Annotated in this window: 19 protein-coding genes and 1 pseudogene; 7 read left to right on the top strand and 13 right to left on the bottom strand. The window is 60.8% G+C overall.

Translation table 11 applies throughout. The annotated features are described in order from the left end of the window. The first annotated feature begins 4 nt into the window (after positions 1-4). On the top strand, positions 5-856 hold the full coding sequence (locus FTO60_RS06345; RefSeq protein ID WP_148055165.1) for a ferredoxin--NADP reductase: 852 nt from the start codon (positions 5-7) through the stop codon (positions 854-856). A 449-nt stretch (positions 857-1305) separates the two neighbouring features. On the opposite strand, the gene FTO60_RS06340 is transcribed toward FTO60_RS06345, so the two are convergent. Next, entirely contained in the window at positions 1306-1722 is a 417-nt protein-coding gene (locus FTO60_RS06340) for a c-type cytochrome (protein WP_148055164.1), read from the bottom strand. 321 nt (positions 1723-2043) lie between these two features. Continuing rightward, on the bottom strand, positions 2044-2775 hold the full coding sequence (locus tag FTO60_RS06335) for a hypothetical protein (RefSeq protein WP_148055163.1): 732 nt from the start codon (positions 2773-2775) through the stop codon (positions 2044-2046). Between the two features lie 193 nt (positions 2776-2968). On the opposite strand from FTO60_RS06335, the gene infC reads away from it, so the two are divergent. Both infC and FTO60_RS17630 read left to right on the top strand, forming a co-directional pair. After that, the gene (gene infC / locus FTO60_RS06330) at positions 2969-3514 is read left to right on the top strand and encodes a translation initiation factor IF-3 (RefSeq protein WP_148057077.1); all 546 of its coding nucleotides are present in this window, start codon (positions 2969-2971) and stop codon (positions 3512-3514) included. 667 nt (positions 3515-4181) lie between these two features. Then, positions 4182-4358 (top strand): hypothetical protein, encoded by a 177-nt coding sequence (locus FTO60_RS17630; RefSeq protein ID WP_172623824.1) that lies wholly within the window; start codon positions 4182-4184, stop codon positions 4356-4358. Here FTO60_RS17630 and FTO60_RS06325 read toward each other — a convergent pair whose 3' ends face one another. From FTO60_RS06325 to FTO60_RS06305, 5 genes are all read right to left on the bottom strand, one after another. Then, positions 4359-5141, bottom strand: a complete 783-nt coding sequence (locus tag FTO60_RS06325; protein WP_148057076.1) for a xanthine dehydrogenase family protein subunit M — start codon at positions 5139-5141, stop codon at positions 4359-4361. It abuts the gene before it with no gap. Positions 5142-5545: 404 nt separating this feature from the next. Further along, positions 5546-5905, bottom strand: a complete 360-nt coding sequence (locus tag FTO60_RS06320; RefSeq protein WP_148055162.1) for a hypothetical protein — start codon at positions 5903-5905, stop codon at positions 5546-5548. Between the two features lie 25 nt (positions 5906-5930). Beyond that, positions 5931-6416 carry a (2Fe-2S)-binding protein gene (locus tag FTO60_RS06315; RefSeq protein ID WP_148055161.1) on the bottom strand — a complete coding sequence of 162 codons (486 nt, stop codon included), beginning with the start codon at positions 6414-6416 and terminating at the stop codon, positions 5931-5933. 93 nt (positions 6417-6509) lie between these two features. Continuing rightward, positions 6510-7472 (bottom strand): XdhC family protein, encoded by a 963-nt coding sequence (locus FTO60_RS06310; RefSeq protein ID WP_148055160.1) that lies wholly within the window; start codon positions 7470-7472, stop codon positions 6510-6512. Beyond that, positions 7469-8794: a LysM peptidoglycan-binding domain-containing protein gene (locus tag FTO60_RS06305; protein WP_254696915.1), complete on the bottom strand. Its 1326-nt coding sequence runs from the start codon at positions 8792-8794 to the stop codon at positions 7469-7471. The genes FTO60_RS06310 and FTO60_RS06305 overlap by 4 nt, the downstream gene beginning before the upstream one ends. A 118-nt stretch (positions 8795-8912) precedes the next feature. Here FTO60_RS06305 and FTO60_RS06300 point away from each other — a divergent pair, with 118 nt between their 5' ends. After that, entirely contained in the window at positions 8913-9467 is a 555-nt protein-coding gene (locus tag FTO60_RS06300; RefSeq protein ID WP_148055159.1) for a TIGR00730 family Rossman fold protein, read from the top strand. A 322-nt stretch (positions 9468-9789) separates the two neighbouring features. On the opposite strand, the gene FTO60_RS06295 is transcribed toward FTO60_RS06300, so the two are convergent. Then, a complete protein-coding gene (locus tag FTO60_RS06295; protein ID WP_148055158.1) occupies positions 9790-10389 on the bottom strand; it encodes a superoxide dismutase in 600 nt (199 codons plus the stop codon). Between the two features lie 244 nt (positions 10390-10633). Between FTO60_RS06295 and FTO60_RS06290 the strand changes: the two genes are divergently transcribed. From FTO60_RS06290 to FTO60_RS06280, 3 genes are read left to right on the top strand one after another with little or no spacing between them, the layout of a single operon-like run. Then, on the top strand, positions 10634-12376 hold the full coding sequence (locus FTO60_RS06290; RefSeq protein WP_254696914.1) for a glycosyltransferase family 2 protein: 1743 nt from the start codon (positions 10634-10636) through the stop codon (positions 12374-12376). Position 12377: 1 nt separating this feature from the next. Further along, a complete protein-coding gene (locus FTO60_RS06285) occupies positions 12378-13376 on the top strand; it encodes a glycosyltransferase family 2 protein (protein WP_148055157.1) in 999 nt (332 codons plus the stop codon). Beyond that, positions 13373-14170, top strand: a complete 798-nt coding sequence (locus FTO60_RS06280) for a sulfotransferase domain-containing protein (protein ID WP_148055156.1) — start codon at positions 13373-13375, stop codon at positions 14168-14170. Before FTO60_RS06285 ends, FTO60_RS06280 begins: the two co-directional genes overlap by 4 nt. Here the strand turns inward: FTO60_RS06280 and FTO60_RS06275 are convergent. From FTO60_RS06275 to FTO60_RS06255, 5 genes and pseudogenes are all read right to left on the bottom strand, one after another. After that, a complete protein-coding gene (locus tag FTO60_RS06275; protein WP_148055155.1) occupies positions 14167-14730 on the bottom strand; it encodes a sarcosine oxidase subunit gamma in 564 nt (187 codons plus the stop codon). The genes FTO60_RS06280 and FTO60_RS06275 overlap by 4 nt on opposite strands. Further along, positions 14723-17733: pseudogene (locus FTO60_RS06270) on the bottom strand (sarcosine oxidase subunit alpha family protein). The gene FTO60_RS06275 and the pseudogene FTO60_RS06270 overlap by 8 nt, the downstream one beginning before the upstream one ends. Further along, positions 17730-18059 (bottom strand): sarcosine oxidase subunit delta, encoded by a 330-nt coding sequence (locus tag FTO60_RS06265; protein ID WP_148055154.1) that lies wholly within the window; start codon positions 18057-18059, stop codon positions 17730-17732. The pseudogene FTO60_RS06270 and the gene FTO60_RS06265 overlap by 4 nt, the downstream one beginning before the upstream one ends. Positions 18060-18143: 84 nt before the next feature. Further along, complete coding sequence (locus tag FTO60_RS06260; protein ID WP_148055153.1) at positions 18144-18344, bottom strand: hypothetical protein; 201 nt, start codon at positions 18342-18344, stop codon at positions 18144-18146. 214 nt (positions 18345-18558) lie between these two features. Then, positions 18559-19803, bottom strand: a complete 1245-nt coding sequence (locus FTO60_RS06255; RefSeq protein ID WP_148055152.1) for a sarcosine oxidase subunit beta family protein — start codon at positions 19801-19803, stop codon at positions 18559-18561. Positions 19804-19891 lie beyond the last annotated feature (88 nt).

Genomic DNA, 19891 nt, shown 5'->3' with positions numbered 1-19891 from the left:
AATCATGACCGAGCAAAAACCAGTGACCCAAGCCAATGCCGCCCCCGCCGTGCCGACCCTGCCTGATGCCCAGACCGTCACCGCGGTAGAGCACTATACCGACCGCCTGTTTTCGTTCCGCTGCACGCGCCCTGCGTCGTTGCGGTTTCGTTCGGGCGAATTCGTGATGATCGGGCTGATGGGCGATCCCGACCCCAAGACCGGCCGGATCAAGCCGCTGTTGCGCGCCTATTCCATTGCCTCGCCCAGTTGGGACGAGGAGTTGGAGTTCTATTCGATCAAGGTGCCCGATGGCCCCCTGACCAGCCGCTTGCAGCATATCAATGTCGGGGACGAGATCATCCTGCGCCCCAAGCCCGTGGGCACGCTGGTGCATGATGCGCTGATCCCGGGCAAACGCATCTGGTTCTTTGCCACGGGCACCGGATTTGCGCCCTTTGCATCCCTGCTGCGCGAGCCGCAGACCTACGAGGATTACGACGAGGTGATCATCACCCACACCTGCCGCGAGGCGGGCGAGCTGACCTATGGCCGCGATCTGATTGCAGCGCTCAAGGATGATGAGTTGCTGAATGAGGTGATCGGCGAAGGGTTCTGGAAGAAGATCAGATACTACCCCACGACCACCCGCGAGCAGAGCCCCAAGATGGGCCGGATCACCGATCTGATGCGCTCGGGCGAGGCCTTTGCCGATCTGGGTGTGGCGCCGCTGTGCCGCGAGAATGACCGCGCGATGATCTGCGGCAATCTGGCATTTAACCTTGAGCTGAAAGAGATGCTCGAGGAATACGGACTCGAAGAAGGCGCCAATTCCAAGCCTGCGCAATATGTGGTTGAAAAGGCGTTTCTGGACTGACGCGCACCGCCGTGCAGATATAAAAAGGGCCGCTCGAGCGGCCTTTTTGCTTGATATCGGGTGGCTTGGGGATGGCTGTTGTGCGGGACGAAGTGTGAAGTCGCTGGGACTTCATCAAGGACCGCTTTCGAGAATGGCCTTGAACAGCCGCTTTCACCTTTTGGAGATTCCTATGGATTTGCCCACTTCCTGCGGCGGGGATATTGGCCGCCGGCGTGTTGGACGCGAAAGTTGTGACCGGCAAGGCGCTTATTGCGAAATCACCACTCTGCGGCGCGTTGCAAGCCCAGCACTCCCCTTAGGCCCCGAAAGAGGAAAACACTCTGAGGCTTCGTGGCCTTCATATTCGCGATGAGGGGCAAAGAGAAAAGCTCATGCCTCCTGTAATTCACGCCGAAACTCATTTTTCGTCTGAAGGCAGCTAAGCCGTCATGCTCTCAATTCGAAGGTCATTCTTGGATCGACTCGAGATAGAGAGTCAATGTCATGAGGCGACCTGCGGCAATCGCGACTGCGTCACCCGAGGATACACCTCTATCCACCAACGAGTCTGCAACGAAGTAGTCTCCCCACACGGGCATTTCTGCATCCCCATGACCAGGTTGCTCGATGCCGCGGGCAAGTGTGTAATAGACATCAACAAAGGGAAAACGCCCGCCAGCACGTTCCGCAAGCTTCGTTAGGTCGGTGGGAGGGATCCGAAACAGCTCGGCAACTTCACCACCGCCTTTTCCATCAACCCCATGACATATCGCGCAACGTGCGCCGTAGCTAGACTGGCCCAAAGTCAGGTCATTGTCTTGAGCCAACGCCGGACTTGAAGAAAGCAAGACAACGGTCGTAGTCAAAATCGTACGAATTTGCATTGGAAATCCCCCATCTGATTGACGCGGGAAACCTGCGAATTAAAGAACGTGATCTACCGCGCAAGCCATACTAGCTTGATATTGCGGCGGTGAAATTGATAAAAATCAATGCGGATGGGCACGCCAATACAAGCAGACCCAGTAATCCGTTTTAATCCCCAAGATTAAGCCAAAAGTGACTTGAGATTGGGGCCCAGGAGATTTGAATCGAGAGACACAGCACTGGTCAAAATGGGCTCGATGCAGCCATTGCCGTTCCGGGGGCTGAAACAAAAAGGGCCGCTCGGATGAGCGGCCCTTTGTTTTGCCAAAGCGGGGGGCTTACATGCCCAGCGCTTCTTTGATGGCGGCCAGAACGTCTGGCAGCTTGGATGGATCGGCGGCGACTTCGCTGACCTGGGCCAGAAGCTGTGTCTTGGCGATCGCGCCAAGGTCAGAATTCTGAACCATCTCCATCACTTTGGCCGCGTCAAACCCTTCGGGTGTCAGCAGCGATGTCATGTCGTCCATGCTGTCCATACCGTCCATGCCGTCCATGCCGGTTGTGGCCTCTTCGGTCGCTGCTTCTGTCGCAGCGGCGGCTTCTTCGGCGGCAGCGGCAGCGGCTTCTTCGGCGGCAGCAGCGGCGGCAGCGGCTTCTTCCTCAGCAGCGGCGGCAGCAGCGGCGGCCTCTTCCTCAAGGGCAGCGGCGGCGGCAGCGGCTTCTTCCTCAGCAGCGGCGGCGGCTGCAGCGGCTTCTTCCTCAAGGGCAGCGGCGGCGGCAGCGGCTTCTTCTTCAGCAGCGGCGGCAGCGGCAGCGGCGGCCTCTTCAGCGGCAGCGGCAGCGGCGGCGGCTTCTTCCTCGGCGGCGGCAGCGGCTGCTGCGGCTTCGTCCGTGACATCTTCCGCGGCGTCGGTAACAGCTTCAACAGCGCCTTCGGCGGCATCGCCCGCAGCGTCCATTGCAGCGTCAGATGCGCCCGTGATGCCCTTCCAGAGGCCACCGTCATTCAAGAAGCGGTCGCCCAGGAAAACGGCGACAATGATTGCAACAATGATGAGAACAGCTCTCATGATCTTCGTCCTTCACAAATACGTGGCCCCCAAGTGGACCTCGCGCTGCATATGTCAGATTGTGACAGCTTAGGAAAGCCGGAACAGGTCCAAACCATTCCCCCTGTGCGAAAACTTGCGTGTTTTGCGGGTTGAACCGGCGCGGCGGCACGTTTACCTTGCGGTTGCACCACGCAATCAAAGGATAAAGATCATAGCCCGCAGACCACATAACGCGCCACCCGCGCGTGATACCGGCCCCCGCGTCAACGAACGCATTACTTCCAGTGAAATCCGCCTGATCGGCGCCGAAGGTGAAAACGTCGGCGTTGTTTCGCCTGCCCGCGCCTTGGTGATGGCCGAGGAAGCCGGGCTTGATCTGGTTGAAATCTCGCCAAACGCCAACCCGCCTGTGTGCAAGATCATGGATTTCGGCAAGTTCAAATACGAAACCCAAAAGCGCGAGGCCGAGGCCCGCAAGAAGCAAAAGATCATCGAGATCAAAGAGGTCAAGTTCCGCCCCAACACCGATACCAACGACTATGACGTCAAGATGCGCAACGTCTTCAAGTTTCTGGAAAACGGCGACAAGGTCAAGATCACCCTGCGGTTCCGTGGCCGTGAAATGGCGCACCAGAATCTGGGCCGTGAACTGCTGGAACGGGTGGCCGAGGACACCAAGGAGCATGGCAAGGTGGAGAACTTTCCCAAGATGGAAGGTCGCCAGATGGTCATGCTGATCGGACCACTGCCGAAATAGGCCTGAAAGCGATGAATTGCGTCGGCGGTCTGTGGGATGCAGGCCGCTCTCGTCGTTTGTGCCAAACGTCTGCCGCTTGGGAGTGTGTTTGCAGGCAAACCCACGGGAAGATCGCCAGATGGTCATGCTGATCGGACCACTGCCGAAATAGGCCTGAAAGCGATGAATTGCGTCGGCGGTCTGTGGGATGCAGGCCGCTCTCGTCGTTTGTGCCAAACGTCTGCCGCTTGGGAGTGTGTTTGCAGGCAAACCCACGGGAAGATCGCCAGATGGTCATGCTGATCGGACCACTGCCGAAATAGGCCTGAAAGCGATGAATTGCGCGGGCGGTCTGTGGGATGCAGGCCGCCGTTTTCATTTGGCGATAGCCTGACGATGACACCCCCCAACCGGCGCGCATGCGCCATGCCCGACCTCCCCCATGGGAGGGATTCTTTTGGCAATTGCTGCGCGCGGATCGCAAGTCTTTCACGCAATCCCGTGAGTCGCTTGTCCCAGCCGCCCTCCCGAGGTCAGGCATTGCGCCCATCAATCCTACGGTCTGGCGATGCACGGCGGCTACGCCTTGATTGCAAGCAGGTTATCGTCAGTCTCATCGACAAGAAGGACTTGATCCGTCACTTACGGCGCGTTGCCATGATGTCCAGCTTAGGCTAGCCTTCCCCTCATGAAACATGTCCCCAAAGAAACCACTGATGACGCGCTTATTCAGGAATTCCTGAACAACGGCGGCAAGGTCAGCAAAGGCAAGACGAAACAGCCCCCCGCCGAGCTGGGGCTGAGCAACAACGTCTGGAACAACAAGCTGACCCGCGAGGAAAAAGCCGCCCGCGACAAGAAATGATCAGGCGGCGGCCACCGCCCTGCCCGTCATCACCCTGACCAGATGTGCGCGGTAATCGCCCGATCCGTGGATATCGCTGATCATATCGCCTGTCAGGGCCGTGTCCTTGATCGCACCGGCGCTGAAATCTGCGGTTAGCGCCGTTTCGGCCGCGTGCCAGCGGAACACCCCATCTTCGGATGCGCCCGTGACGGCGACGCGCACCCCAGCTTGAAACCGCGTCACGAACACGCCCACAAGCGCAAAGCGCGAGGCAGGTTGGCGGAACTTCACATAGGCCGCCGCGCGCGGGACGGGAAAGCGGACTTCGGTGATGATCTCGCCCGCGTCCAGCGCGGTCGTGAACATGCCCTGAAAGAAATCATCGGCGGCGATTTCGCGCGCATTGGTGACGATGGTCGCACCGGTCGCCAGCACCGCCGCCGGATAGCAGGCCGACGGGTCGTTATTGGCCAGCGAGCCGCCGATCGTGCCACGATGGCGCACCGCCGGGTCGCCGATTTGCCCCGCAAGTGCGGCCAGCGCGGGAAAGACGCCCGCACCGCGCGCCACATCGTGGTGGGTTGTCGCGCCGCCAATGCAAACCGCCCCGTCCGCGCCGCTGCAAATCCCTTGCATTTCAGGGATCGCGGTGAGGCTGATCAGTCGGTCCGGCATCGCAAGCCGTTGTTTCAATGTGGGAATAAGGGTCTGCCCGCCTCCAAGCGCCTGCGCGTCCTCATCGATCAATGCAGCAACCGCCTGCGCGATGGTCTTGGGTCGCTCGATCTCGAATTGATACATTGCATCGCTCTCGTTGGGCAGGAAAATGGTAAAAGGGTGGACCTGCCTGTGCAAGGCTTTGGCGGTCAATCTCCGCCTTACGCCTATTATTGACGAGAGGCGCGCTTGCGCCAAGCCCGACCTCGGGAGGCCATGCAGCCACGCGTGGCAGATGTTTCGCAAATCAGCCCGCGTTTCACGCCCCACAGCCCTTGCCATAAGCCCTCCCGTGGGGGAGATCGGGCTTGGCGCAAGCGCGCCGGGCTGGGTTTGGTGGTCCATGACGCTTGCCGCGGTGCATCGACAGACCGCCCCGCCGGGCTGGCAATCCACGGCGCGCGTTTCTCTGGTTTGCCCCCTCCCAAAACAAGAACGCCCCCGCAAATCACTGCGAAGGCGTCGTGCTTTGATTGCAAGGCAGCCCGTTACTTCGGGTTTTCAAACAGCCGTGCCAGCGTATCGGCGGTATAGATCCGGTCGTCATCAGTGGTTTCGCCGTGCACGACCATGAAGGCGTTGATCACACCGCCATTGACCACGGGGCACATGATCGTGACGTCCTGATCGCCGGGCCGCAGATCCCAGCCATAGACAACCCAGGTCGTCGGGTCGACGCTGCCGCCGCCGTTGACGTCCACATAGCGGCGCATCGCGCTTTCGCCGGCAGCCATGCAAGCCTCGCGCGAAGGGGTCACGCCAAGGTCTTGGACGGTAAAACCTTCGGCCACGGCCGACGTTGCGCCCAGAGCCGCGAAAAGGCCTGCTGTCAGTGTCATTTTTTTCATAAATACGTCCTCGTTTTAAGTTACTTTACGCCGCTGAAATGGCGTCCATGTCCTGCCCACTGGCAGCCATGATCGCCTTTACAATGTTGTGATAGCCGGTGCAGCGGCAGATGTTGCCCTCAAGATAGCTGCGCACATCTGCCTGGCTTGGCTTGGGGTTCTCTTTCAGCAGCATCGCCGCTGACATCACCATTCCCGGAGTGCAGAACCCGCATTGCAACCCGTGGTGATCCTGAAAGGCCTGTTGAAGTGGCGACAGGGTGCCGTCAGCATTTGCCATGCCTTCGATGGTCAAAACCTCGCCGCCTTCTGCTTCGATGGCGAAGATGGTGCAGGCTTTGACGGACAGGCCGTTCACATGCACGGTGCAGGCCCCGCACTGGCTGGTATCACAGCCGACATGTGTGCCCGTCAGGTGCAGATCGTCACGCAGAAAGTCCACCAGCAAGGTGCGCCCCTCGACCCTGCCCGTCACGGGCACGCCGTTTACATTCATTGCGATCTGCGCCACGTGTCCCCCACTATCTGCGCCGTTTTGAACAGTTAATCACGCCAAACCCGCTCTGAGAACCGCAAAGTTTCCTTGACAGATGGCACGTGCAGCCTAATGGCGCAGGCTTTGCGTGACCTGCGCGATGATGCTTGCGGCGATTTCCGCCGGGCTGCGCGCGCCGATATCAAGCCCGACAGGGGCATTGATGCGCGCAATCTGGGCTGCGTCAAACCCCGCAGCCCGCAACCGTTCAACCCGTTTTGCATGGGTGCGGGTTGACCCCAGCGCCCCGATATAGAACGCATCAGAGTGCAGCGCAGTGATCAGCGCCGGATCATCCAGTTTGGGATCATGGGTCAGGGTGATCACCGCCGTGCGCCGATCAAGCCCAAGCCCGGCCAATACCGCATCGGGCCAGCCGTCGAGCAGGGCCACATCTGGAAAACGCGCCGCGTTGGCAAAGGCTGTGCGTGGATCAACCACCGTCACGTCATAGCCGCAGGCCTGCGCCATCCCCACCAGCGTCTGCGCGATATGCACCCCGCCGACGATCACCATCCGCAGGGGCGGGTTGTGAACGGCGATGAACCTGCGCCCGTCACTTTCGATGCCGGACTTATCGGCGCGAAACCTGTCGGCGTGGCCATCCCTGTCGATCCTTCGATCAGGGCCGTCCAGATCGACGACATAGGCCGCGGGCTGGCGCGCGGCGCGCAAATCCACCAGTTCGGCCAAAAGGTTTTCGGGCATAACAGTCCCGACCGGTTCCACCAGCACACGGATGCGCCCACCGCAGGCAAGGCCCACGGCAAAGGCATCATCGTCCGAGACACCGTAGTCGAGCAGGCGCGCGCGCCCGTCTGCAAGGGCCTCGGCGGCTTCGCTGACCACGGCCCCTTCGACGCAGCCCCCCGACACGGACCCTTCCATCGCACCCGCGGCGTCAATCAGCAACTGGCTGCCAACAGGGCGCGGCGCGGACCCCCATGTGTCCACGACCGTGGCCAGAACAGCGCCCCGCCCCGCGCGGTGCCACGCCAGCGCAAGGGCGGGAATATCGTCTGCTGCGGTCATTGCGCGTCGTCGGGCAGCACGAACACCTGCCCGGGGTAGATCAGATCGGGGTCGCGGATACGGTCGCGGTTGGCCTCGAAGACCTGCACATACATCACCCCCGTGCCATACCGTTCGCGCGCGATCGCCCAAAGTGTCGCGCCCGGCTGGACGGTTTTCACGGCCACGCGGAAGCCCTCGGCACTGGTTTCTTCGGCCATCGCGGCGGCCACTGTAGCAGGTTCTTCGCGCAAGAATGGGGTTTCAATCCGCGAGGTGACGGTGCCCTGCGCATCGACCTCGTCCACACGCAGTGTATAGACGCCGGTGTCAACCTGCGGCAGATCGGTGCGCCAGTCGCCGCTTTCGCTGATCGGCGAGGTCGTGACCGGTTGATTGTCAATATAAACCCGCACGAATCCGCCCGCCTGCGCCCGTCCGCCCAGCAACACGTCGCCGCCGGGATCATAGGTGATCGTATCAAGCGCGACTGTCGCCATGACCTCGGGCGGGGTATCGGGCAGCGCGGCGGGTTGGAGCACACGCACGCCGTCTGCGTCTGCCGACAGAATCGCGGGGGCAATCGGGTCGGCAGGTGCCGGGGTTTCGGGGGTGGGTGTCGCGCCGCCGGTCGGCGCTTGGGCCGGGTCTGTCGGTGTCGGGACCGGATCGCTAGGTGGTGCCGGGATTGCGGCAATCGGGGCTTCGGGGGTGGGGCTTGCGCTATCGGGGGCCGGGTCAGTTGTTTCGGTCGGCGCGGGGCCAACGTCGGCAGGTTGCGGATCGCTGGCGATACCTGACGCGACCTCGGCCACTGGATCAGCCTGCGCGATGATCACAGGGGCCGTGGTAGGCCCGATGATCCGGGTTTCAGCGGCCGCGCGCGGGCTGCTTCCGTCAGGATCGGCCAGCAAATCAAGGGTGCGCGGCTGATCGGAAGGCGCCAGATCAAGCAATACGACAAAGCCGCCCTGCCCGTCCGCGATTGCGCGGTCAATCTCTGCGCCGTCCAGCAGCACCGCGACCGGCTCGCCCGGCGCGGCGCGCCCGGCAAGCGTGCCGGTGCCATCGGGGTTCACATAGATCACGTCAAAGCGGGGCGCGGGCAGCGCGGGCGTTACCGGATCGCCGACGGGATCGGGCGTGCCAGCCGCAACCTCTGCATCGGGTGTGATTTCGGGTGCGGCTTGGGGTGTGGCAACCGCCACATCCGCAGCACCGACCGGATCGGGCGCGTTGACCCGCTGATAGACCAGCAGGGCAGCCACGATCAGCACCGCCGCGCTGACCGCACCTGCGACCAGCCCGCCTGTGCCGTTGAAAAATGATGTCTCTTTTGCCACGTTTTGTCCTTCCCCACAGGCGCAAATCCACGCCCGCCACCGCAATCGGTTGAGCGACCTTAGCAAGCGCGATATGAGCGGTCAAAAGCCCATTCACACCACTGTCAGGGGAACGCCCATGTCCACCACAAAGTCCGTCTGCGTTTACTGCGGGTCGCGCAACGGCGCACGGCCCGTTTACGGCGAGGTCGCGACCGATACCGGCGCGATGCTGGCACGCAACAGCTGGCGGCTGGTTTACGGCGCAGGTGACGTGGGCCTGATGGGGCGGGTCGCCACGGCAACGCAGGCGGCGGGCGGCAAGACCTTTGGCGTCATCCCCGTGCATCTGCTGAAATGGGAGGTCGGCAAGCGCGATCTGGACCAGTTCATCATCACCGAAAACATGCACGAGCGCAAAAAGGTCATGTATATGAACGCCGATGCGGTGGTCGTGCTGCCCGGCGGGGCCGGGTCTTTGGACGAGTTTTTCGAGGTGCTGACATGGCGTCAGCTGGGCCTGCACGCCAAACCGATCATTTTGGTCAATGCTGGCGGCTATTGGGATCCGCTGCTGGCAATGCTGGACCGGATGATTGATCAGGGCTTTGCCGAAGCGACGCTTCTGGGGTTTGTTTCAACGGTGGCGGATGTGGCAGAGCTGGAGGCGGTGCTGAGGGACGCCTTGGTCTGACGATAGCAGTCCGATCGACGGGCCGTGGGTGGGCGACGCAACGTGGTAGACATGGTGCTTTATGGTGACCGCATTCATCTTCCATCGCGATATCGCGTTCGGCTCGCCAAATCGCCGATCCGTGGGGCGGGCCGTCGATCAGACCGGCGCCTACGGCTTGATTCCGGTCAGGTCGATTTTTGCATCAAGGTGTCGTTTGCCACGCATTGTGAATCAAACGCGCGCAGTCATGGCCGCAGGCCGCCGCGCAACGACGGGCCGCACCCTGAAAACGCAAAAGGGCGCCCCGTCTGGAACGCCCCTTTAATCGGTCGCAACGGGCTTACATCCGCGAGGCGACGTTTTCCCAGTTGACCAGATTATCAAGGAAGTTGGTCAGATACACAGGGCGCTTGTTGCGGAAATCGATGTAATAGGAATGTTCCCAAACATCACAGCCCAGCAATGCCGTCTGACCGAAACACAGCGGGTTCACGCCATTTTCGGTCTTGGTCACGGCCAGCCCGCCGTCGGCCTTTTTCACCAGCCAGCACCAGCCCGACCCGAACTGGCCCGCGCCTGCAGCGGCGAATTCTTCCTTGAACTTATCGACGCTGCCGAACGAGTCCTTGAGCGCGCTTTCCAGTTCGGACGGCATGGAGGATGCATTCGGCGTCATCATCTCCCAAAACTGATTGTGGTTCCAAAGCTGTGAGATATTGTTGAAAATCCCGTTCTGCGCCACGGCCGTCGCGTCATAGGTGCCGGTAATGATTTCCTCAAGCGACTTGTCCGCCCACGCGGTGCCTTCGATGGCCTTGTTGCCATTGGTCACATAGGCGTTGTGGTGCAGGTCGTGGTGAAATTCGAGGGTTTCGGCAGACATGCCCTTGGCGGCAAGCGCGTCATGGGCATAGGGAAGGTCGGGAAGGCTAAAAGACATGGGTGGTCCCCCTTTTGGTGTTTCAATATCGCTACCCTTTAACAAAGCTTTCACAGGGGCGGCGTCAAGGTCTAATAGCCCAACAAATCAGTTGCAAAATTGTTCCACGCCCACCTTCGCCGGTGGACTTTGCCCTGTGCATTGTTATGGTATGGGAAACAATCCGGACAAAACCGGCCGCGCCTTACCCCTGCTTAACGGCTGTGTGGCACCCTGGGCGGGAAACAGAGCAGGAGCAGGCCAGATGGCCCCCAAACACACCTACACGATCCTTTCCATGATGAAGGACGAAGGTCACTCGCTTGTCGAATGGGTCGCCTATCACAAACATATCGGTTTCGATAATATCTGCGTCTATACCAACAATTGCAGCGACGGCACCGACGACATGCTGATCCGCCTCGAAGAAATGGGTTGGGTCCAGCATTTCCGCAATGACGTCCCCGAGGGCAAGAAACCCCAGCCCAACGCCCTGACACTGGCCACGCAAAACCCCGAAGTTGTCAATTCCGAGTGGATCCTGACGATGGATGCGGATGAATTCCTGTCGATCAAATGCGGGCGCGGCCACATCGGCGACCTGATCGAACGGATGGATCCGGCGGCCAGCGCGATGGCGATCACCTGGCGGTTTTTCGGCTCCAACGGGATCACTGACTGGAACCCCGGGCTGGTGATCGAAAACTACACCCACGGCGCGCCGGACATGTTCAAAAAGGGCTGGGGCGTCAAAACCATCTTCAAGCCCTACCGCGACATGAAGATGGGCATCCACCGCCCCCACATCAAGAAAGCCAAGCAAGAGCCTGCAAACGCAAAACTTTTGTTCGATCAGCTGTGGCTCAACGGGTCCGGCAAACCGATGCCGGACGAGTTTTCACTATCGGGCTGGCGATCGACCAAACCGACGCTGGGCTACAAGCTGGTGGAGTTGAACCACTACGCCGTCAAATCCTATGAGGCCTATCTGCTGCGTCGCGTGCGGGGCAATGTGAACAACAAGGAAGACAAATATAACGCCGCCTATTTCGCGCTGTTTGACCGCAACGAGGAAGAGGCGAGCAACGCAACCCGCCACGCCAAGGGCACCAAGAAGAAAATGGCGCAGATCCTGTCTGATCCGGTGATGCGCGATTTGCAGGACAAGGCGCTGGATTTTCACGCCGCGCGCGTCGAGATGCTGCGTAGCACCGGCGAATACGACACATGGGTCGCTGAGCTGAAGGCGGCGGGCGAAGTGCCACTGGACAAGCTGGACGAGGTATTGTTCATCCAGCACCTGCCCAAACAGTGGCAGGAAAAGGTCAAGGAAATGCAGGCCCAGGGCGTGCCCGACAAGGTGATCGCCAAGATGATCGCCCAGACCCAGACCGCGAAAAAGGGCGAAACCCGCCAGGCCCTGCTGGAAGCGGCCGGCGAAAAGCCCGAAGACCGTCTGGACGCCCACCAATTGCGCGAACGCGAGAAAAACACCGAAAAGGCGATGAGTCTGGACGACAATCCGTTCCTCAATACGCCCGAGGCTGCGGGGCTGGGCGTGCCCCTGATGAATGAACGCACGCAGAAAATCGCGCTGGCTGCTCAGGCGGCGGGCGATGGCCCGCGCGATGCAAAACTGCGCGACAAGGTGGCACAGGCGGCAAAGCTGCGCGATGCGCAGACCGCGCGGGTCGATCTGAACGAACCGGCCCCGCCGCTGGCCGATATCATCGCCGAAGTGACACCCGAGGCGGCCGCTGCGCTGTCAAGCGACCCCGATACCGTCGCCCCGCCGCCAGTGGCCGAACCCGTGAAACGGGTGCGCAAGACGGCCGCCAAGAAACCGGCAGCAAAGAAAACGACCGCCAAAAAGACAACCACACGCAAGACGACCGCCAAGAAACCCACTACCAGAAAGACCCCGCGCAAGACCGCCGCCAAGGCGGCCACGACCACGCGCAAAACCACCAGAACAGCGGCGAAAACGCCCGCGAAAAAGGACGCCTGATATGGCCAGCCCCACAGTGACCCTCGTCTCGACGATGAAAAACGAAGGGCCGTATCTGCTTGAATGGCTCGCCTATCACAAATCTATCGGCATCACGGATTTCTGCATCTTTTCAAACGATTGCACGGATGGGACAAACCTGATCCTGAACCGTCTTGACCAAATGGGCGTCGTCAAACATTTCGACAATCCGCTGGGGCCGCGCATGGACCCGCAGCGCGCCGCCTACAGCCGTGCAGGTAAAATGGATTGGGTGCGCGCCTCTGACTGGGTGCTGATCGTGGACGCCGATGAATTCCTGAATGTCCACGTGGGTGATCGCAGCGTGCAGGCACTGATTGATGCCTGCCCGACGGATGCGGATTCCATTTCGATCAACTGGCGGCTGATGGGCGGCTGCGGACAGTCAAAAATGTCCGACGATCTGGTCACCGAACGGTTCACCCGCGGGTCATCCTTTGACGATCCCGAAAACGGGTTGGTCTGGGGCTTCAAAACCCTGTTTCGCCCTGCCAGTTTTGATTTTTTCGGCGTCCACCGCCCAAAATTCCACAAGACCAAAGAAATCCTGCCCGACATGGCCGTGATGGTGAATGGTGCCGGCAAACCGATGGGTGAACAGTATCTGAAACGGGGCTGGCGCGGTAACAAGGATAACGTCAGCAATGAGTTTGCCCAAGTGAACCACTATGCCGTGAAATCGCGCGAGGATTTCCTGCTCAAACGTCTGCGCGGCACTGCCAATTCCAAGAACAAAGACCGGATCGATATGGAGTATTGGGACAAATACGACATCAATACCAACGAAGACGCGACGATCCCCACCGACGGCATTCGCGCGCAGATGGATGCTTGGTTGCAGGACGATGATCTGGCCGCACTGTTGCGCGCCTGTGCGGAATGTTCGCGCCGCGTGCTTGATTATCAGCTAACCGTGCCGGAATTTCGCACCTTTATCGACACCGGCATTTTCGAGAAGATGAAGGACGCCGCCGAATGACCGCCCGCTACCTTTGCATTGGCACCCACCACAAGACCGGCACGATCTGGATGCGCAAGGTGTTTCGCGCGATCCAGCGCGATCAGGATATCCCGTTCATGCAGTGCTACCGTGCCAAGCGGCTGGCGGATGCAGCCGAAACCGGCCCGCAGATCATCGTCAACTGGTCCTCGACCTTTCCGCAGGCCTTGCTGGATATGGATCACGCGCGCTTTATCCACATCATCCGTGACCCGCGCGATGTGCTGCTGTCGGGGATGCGCTATCACCGGATCGCGCCGCTGGGGAACGAAAAATTCCTGCGCGAAGTGCGTGATGACTGGGGCGGCCTGTCTTATCAGGACCACCTGAACGCCCTGCCCGACGATCACGCCCGCCTGATGTTCGAGATGGAAAACAAGCACGACAAGACCGTGCAGGAAATGCTGAAATGGCCCTACGGCCACCCGCGCGCAGCCGACATCAAATACGAAGACCTGATCGAGGATACGGACTGCACCCTGTTCCGCAAGACCCTGACCGATTTCAACATCGCCGGTCTGGATATCGACCGCGCCGTGCAAAGCTATTGGGATTTGTCGCTGTTTGGCGGATTGGCGAAAAAGGACGACCGTGAAGATCGCGTGGCCCTGCACGTCAATTCCGGGGCCAAGGCGCAGTGGGTCACGAAACTGCCGCGCGAGATTGCCGAACCCTATGCAGAACGCTATGGCGATGCCCTCAAATCGCTGGGATATGCGGACAACGATGACTGGGTGGCACAGTGCCTGCCCGCGAAAGACATCGCCGCCTAAAGCATCCCCGGCCCATCTGTTGCGGCCGCATTTGCAAGCAAATCAAACACATAACCCGCGACCGAACGGAAACAGATCACATTGAAATCGGTGCCGTCCTGCGTCCAGATTGCGGCGGGCACCTGCGCCAGACGGGTGCGGCGCATTTCGCCAGCCCCCAGCGATTTGGCGCGTAAATCGGCGGGGCAGACCCGCGCCAGAACCTCGCGCGCGCCCGCGCCATGCACAGAAATCACCGCCCGCGCGTCCGATACGTTCACAGCCAAAAAATGCGTGCCTTTCAGCGCCACATCAATCTTTGCGACAATGGCGTCAGCCTCGCTATGGGGCACCAGCAGCAGCAGCTCATCAGGTGACATCCATGCGATGCCGCTCTCGCCTTTGATGCTCACGCCGCGTTTGCCAGGCATCTCGGCGCCCGTCACCGCCTTGCAGGCCTTTTTCAGCCTGGCGGCTGACAGATCGCCGCGCAGGGTGATCATGCCGCGCAGACCCTGTTCAGCCACGGTGGTGGCACCCACAACTTTTTGCCCGTTCAGTGCACTGACAACATTAGACATTCTGCTTTTCCCCCTCTGGGTCAAAGAACACCGGATCGACGATCTTGGCGCTTACGCTGGTGCCGTCCACCTTGGGAAATTCGATCACCTCGCCCATGCGATCGGGCCCGTGCAGCACCAGCCCCATCGCGATCCCGCGCCCTAATGTGGGAGAATGATAGGTCGAGGTCACACGCCCTTGGGTGTTGCGCTGGCCATTGTCGTTCACCCCGTCGGCGACCGCATAGGCGCCATCGGGGATGACCGATCCATCGGTGGTTTCAAGGCCCACCAACTGCCAGCGGTTCGGGTCCGCCATATGGTCGCGTTCCTGCGCACGCTTGCCCAGATAATCCGCTTTCTTCTTGGATATCGCCCAATGCAGCCCCAAATCCTGAGGAATCACCGTGCCGTCGGTTTCGTCACCGATCATGATGAACCCTTTTTCGGCACGCATGATGTGCAGGCATTCGGTGCCATAGGGCATGACGCCAAATTCCGCGCCCGCGTCCAGCAGCGCATCCCAGAACGCGCGACCCTGTGACGCCGGCACGGCAATCTCGAACGACAGTTCGCCGGAAAATGAAATGCGATAAACCCGGCAGTCAAAACCACCAATCGTGCCATCCGCCCAGCCCATGAAGGACAGTGCCTCGGCGCTTACATCCATGCCGCCCAGCTTTTCCAGCACCTTGCGGGCGTTGGGGCCAACCACGGCGACCTGCGCGAACTGTTCGGTGGCGTTGGTCACATAGACCTGCCAGTCCCACCACTCGGTTTGCAGCCATTCTTCCATATGGGCATAAATCCGATCCGCGCCGCCGGTGGTCGTGTGGCAAAGGAACGTGTCCTCGTCGATCCGCGCCACTACGCCATCGTCTGTCAGAAAGCCGTTTTCGGTGCACATCAGCCCGTAACGGCAACGGCCCGGTTTCAGGGTGCTCATCATGTTGGTGTAAAGCATATCGAGGAATTTGCCCGCATCGGGGCCGCGCACGATCAGCTTGCCCAGGGTCGAAGCATCGAGCAGGCCAAGGTTTTCGCGGGTGTTCACGACCTCGCGCTGCACCGCCTGTTCCACGGTTTCGCCGTCGCGCACAAAGGCGTAGGCGCGGCGCCAATGGCCCACCGGTTCCCAATCGGCACCGTTGGAATCGTGCCAGTCGTGCATCGGGGTCTTGTGCAGCGGCTGGAACAAATCGCCCCGCGCCTCGCCCCCGATCGCGCCCATCGAAATGGGGGTATAGGGCGGGCGGAAAGTGGTTGTGCCAACAGCCGGGATCGGCGCATTCAGCGCCCCGGCCAACGTGGCCAGTCCGTTGATATTGCTTAATTTTCCCTGATCCGTGGCCATGCCAAGCGTGGTATAGCGTTTCGTATGCTCGACGCTTTCATAGCCTTCGCGGGCGGCCAGTTGCACATCGCTGACTTTCACGTCGTTCTGATAATCAAGCCACATTTTCATGCGCAATTTGTAACTCGCACCCTGCGGCATCAGCCAGACAGGCGCCATCGGCGCCTCGTCGGGCGCGTCACCTGCGGGGGCTTTTCCGGGCTTGCCCGTGGCGCCGGCGGCCCTGGCAGCGGCGACACCGGATTGAAAGGCATCGGCCAGCACATCAGCGGTGGACATCGCGCCGCTCGCGGCCCCTGCGGGCAGCACGAACCCAAGCCCATCGGCCCCAAGGGCGGGCGCGACATGTCGGGGCGAAAGTGGGATTGCTCCTCGTCCCAGATCAGTTTGCCACCACAGTGCGACCACAGGTGCACAACCGGCGACCAACCGCCCGACATGGCAACAGCGTCGCAGGCGATTTCCTCAAGTTCCGCACCTTCTCCCGCCTGCGCGCAGATCGACACGCCCGTGACACGTTTGGAGCCGTTGACATGGGCGATCCCCTTGCCCGCCTCGACACGGATACCCAGATCGCGGGCCTGCTGTGGCAGCGGGCCATCGACCACGGCGCGCGCATCCAGGATCACCGGCACCTCAAGCCCTGCTTCTTTCAATGCGATTGCGGTGCGGTAGGCATCGTCGTTATTGGTCACGACCACGGTGCGATCGCCAAGGGACACGCCGTAATTCACCACATAATCGCGCAGGGCCCCGGCCAACATCACGCCGGGAATGTCGTTGCCCGCGAATGACAGTGGCCGTTCGATTGACCCTGTGGCAGTGACGATTTGTTTGGCGCGGATACGCCACAGGCGGTGGCGCGGGCCGTCGTGATCGGCGGTGTGATCGGTCAGGCGCTCATAGGCCAACGCATAGCCGTGATCGTAAACGCCTGCCCCCATCGTGCGGCGACGAATCGTGACGTTATCCATTTTTTCAAGGGCTTGCACGGCGTCCTTCACCCAAGCATCTGCGTCCAACCCATCAATCTGCGCCCCGTCCACGGGCGCACGGCCACCCCAATGGGCGGTCTGTTCGATGAGCAGGACATCGGCACCGGCGCGGCCCGCAGCCAGTGCCGCGGCCAATCCCGCAATCCCGCCGCCGGTAATCAGAACATCAACGTGGGCGTAGAAATGCTCGTAGGTGCTGCCATCCATTTCGGTGGGCGCGCGCCCCAGTCCGGCAGCCTTGCGAATGAAGGGTTCATAGACGTGTTTCCACAAGGGCCGCGGATGGATGAACATCTTGTAATAGAAACCGGCGGGCATGAACCGCGACAGTTTCGCATTCACCGCCCCCACATCAAATTCAAGGCTGGGCCAGTGGTTCTGGCTTTCTGCCGCCAGACCGTCGAACAATTCCGTTGTCGTGACGCGCTGGTTGGGTTCGAAAAACGCGCCCTCGCCCATATTCACAAGGCCGTTGGGTTCTTCGGCACCGCTGGCCACAAGACCGCGCGGACGGTGATACTTGAACGAGCGCCCGACCAGCATCTGATCGTTCGCCAAAAGGGCCGAGGCCAGCGTATCGCCCGCGTGGCCCTGCATCCGCTTGCCGTTAAAGGTAAATTCCATTGCCGCGCCGCGATCCAGCAGGCGGCCCCCGGTTGCCAGACGTGTGCTCATTTGAACGCCCTCCATGTCCAGCCCGGTCGTTTGGCGCTGATCTTGTCCGTGATGTCCTTGGGTGGTGCGAGGGTCTGGGCCGGATAGGTGCCAAAAACCTCGAGCGTCATGGTGCAGCGCGCGGCGTGGAACCACTTGCCGCAGCCCGCAACGTGCCGCCAGCGTTCAAAATGCACGCCCTTGGGGTTTTCCCGCATGAACAGGTAGTCCTCGAAGTCATTGTCCGTTGATCCGACGGTTTCGCGTTTCAGGTGCGCTTCGCCGCCCGCGTGAAGTTCGGTTTCATCGGCCTGCACACCACAATAGGGGCATTGAAGGGTCAGCATGGGAATACCTTTGCGCGGGGGCTGGACATACCAAAGGCGGACGCATCGCTGCGCCCGCCCAAGGTTGGTGAGTGGTCGGTGGAGTTATTGTGCGGGTACGACCGGCGTGGTCTCTTCGATCGCTGCCGGGGCTGCGCCGTCTGGGGTCGTGTTGTCGATGCTGGCACCGCCCCCGGCGAGGATCGCCCAGAGCAGGACAAGAACGACAACGCCCGCGATGACAAGCAGGCCAATGCCGCCGCCACTGCCGGTTTTCGCATTGGTGGAGTAGTCATAGTCAGCCATGATGTGTCCTCCTGTGTTGCAGACAGGGACATCATGCGCGGGTTTGCCTGCAAGGGAAGATCGGCAAAAATCCCCGCAGGGTTTGGGCGGGAGGTGGCCGGAACACGGCGGCGGGATCGGCTAAAACTTGCGCCCTCCACGCGGTAAGGGGCGAAAAAATGCACATTTTCTCGGTCATTTTCTGCGCAAAAAATGGGGCGGAGCGGGGCGATCATCAATGCGCCACCCCTGCCGCGACGCTTTCATCAATGAATTTGCCCGCACGAAAGCGGTTCATGGAAAACTCCTCGGTCAGCGGGGAATGCCCTTTGGCCATCAGTTCCGCCATCGCCCAGCCAGAGCCGGGGATTGCCTTGAACCCGCCCGTGCCCCAGCCGCAGTTCATGAACATCCCTTCAACCGGTGTTTTCGACAGGATCGGCGAGCGATCCCCCGTCACATCGACGATCCCGCCCCACTGACGCAGCATTTTCAGCCGTGAAATCATCGGGAAGGTTTCGATCAGCGCACGCACGGTTTCCTCGATATGGTGAAACGATCCGCGCTGGGTGTAGTTGTTATAGCCGTCCGTGCCGCCGCCGATCACCATCTCGCCCTTGTCGGACTGCGACATGTAGCCGTGCACGGTGTTGGCCATGACAACCACATCCATGCAGGGTTTGATCGGCTCACTCACCAGCGCTTGCAGCGCCACGGATTCGATGGGCAGTTGGAACCCCGCCATCTGCGCCAGGGCACCGGAATGCCCTGCAACGACACCGCCCAGTTTGTCACACAGGATCCTGCCCTTGCTGGTTTCAACACCGGTGACCTTGCCGCCTTCGGTCAGGACATTGGTGACTTCGCACTGCTGGATGATGTCCATGCCCATGTCCGAACAGGCCCGCGCATAGCCCCAGGCAACCGCATCGTGGCGCGCCGTGCCGCCACGGGCCTGCCACAAGCCGCCCAGCACCGGATAGCGCGGCCCGTCGATATTCATGATCGGCACCAGTTCCTTGACCCGCTTGGGGCTGATGAACTCGGTCGTGACGCCTTGCAGGGCGTTGGCATGGGCCGTGCGCTGATAGCCGCGGACTTCGTGATGGGTTTGCGCCAGCATGATCACGCCGCGCGGGCTGAACATGACGTTATAGTTCAGGTCTTGCGACATGGTTTCATAAAGGGAGCGCGATTTCTCATAAATCGCGGCGGACGGGTCTTGCAGGTAATTGCTGCGGATGATCGTCGTATTGCGGCCCGTGTTGCCGCCGCCCAGCCAGCCCTTTTCGATCACCGCCACATTGGTGATCCCGAAATTTTTGCCCAGATAATAGGCGGTCGCAAGGCCATGCCCGCCCGCCCCGACAATCACCACATCGTATTTCGCCTTGGGGGTCGGCGACCGCCAGGCGCGTGTCCAACCGCTGTGCTGGCGCATTGCCTCGCGCGCGATCGCAAATGCAGAATAGCGTTTCATCGGCAGTCCCCGTGCTGGATTCGAACCTGTGGCAGGCCTCCCCTTGGTTCTGGGGCAGGCCGCAAAAAAGAGGATACTCTTTGCGGCA

Origin of the sequence: Octadecabacter sp. SW4 (assembly GCF_008065155.1) — a bacterium.
Classification (GTDB): Bacteria; Pseudomonadota; Alphaproteobacteria; order Rhodobacterales; family Rhodobacteraceae; genus SW4.
This window is presented reverse-complemented; position numbering and strand designations above follow the sequence as displayed.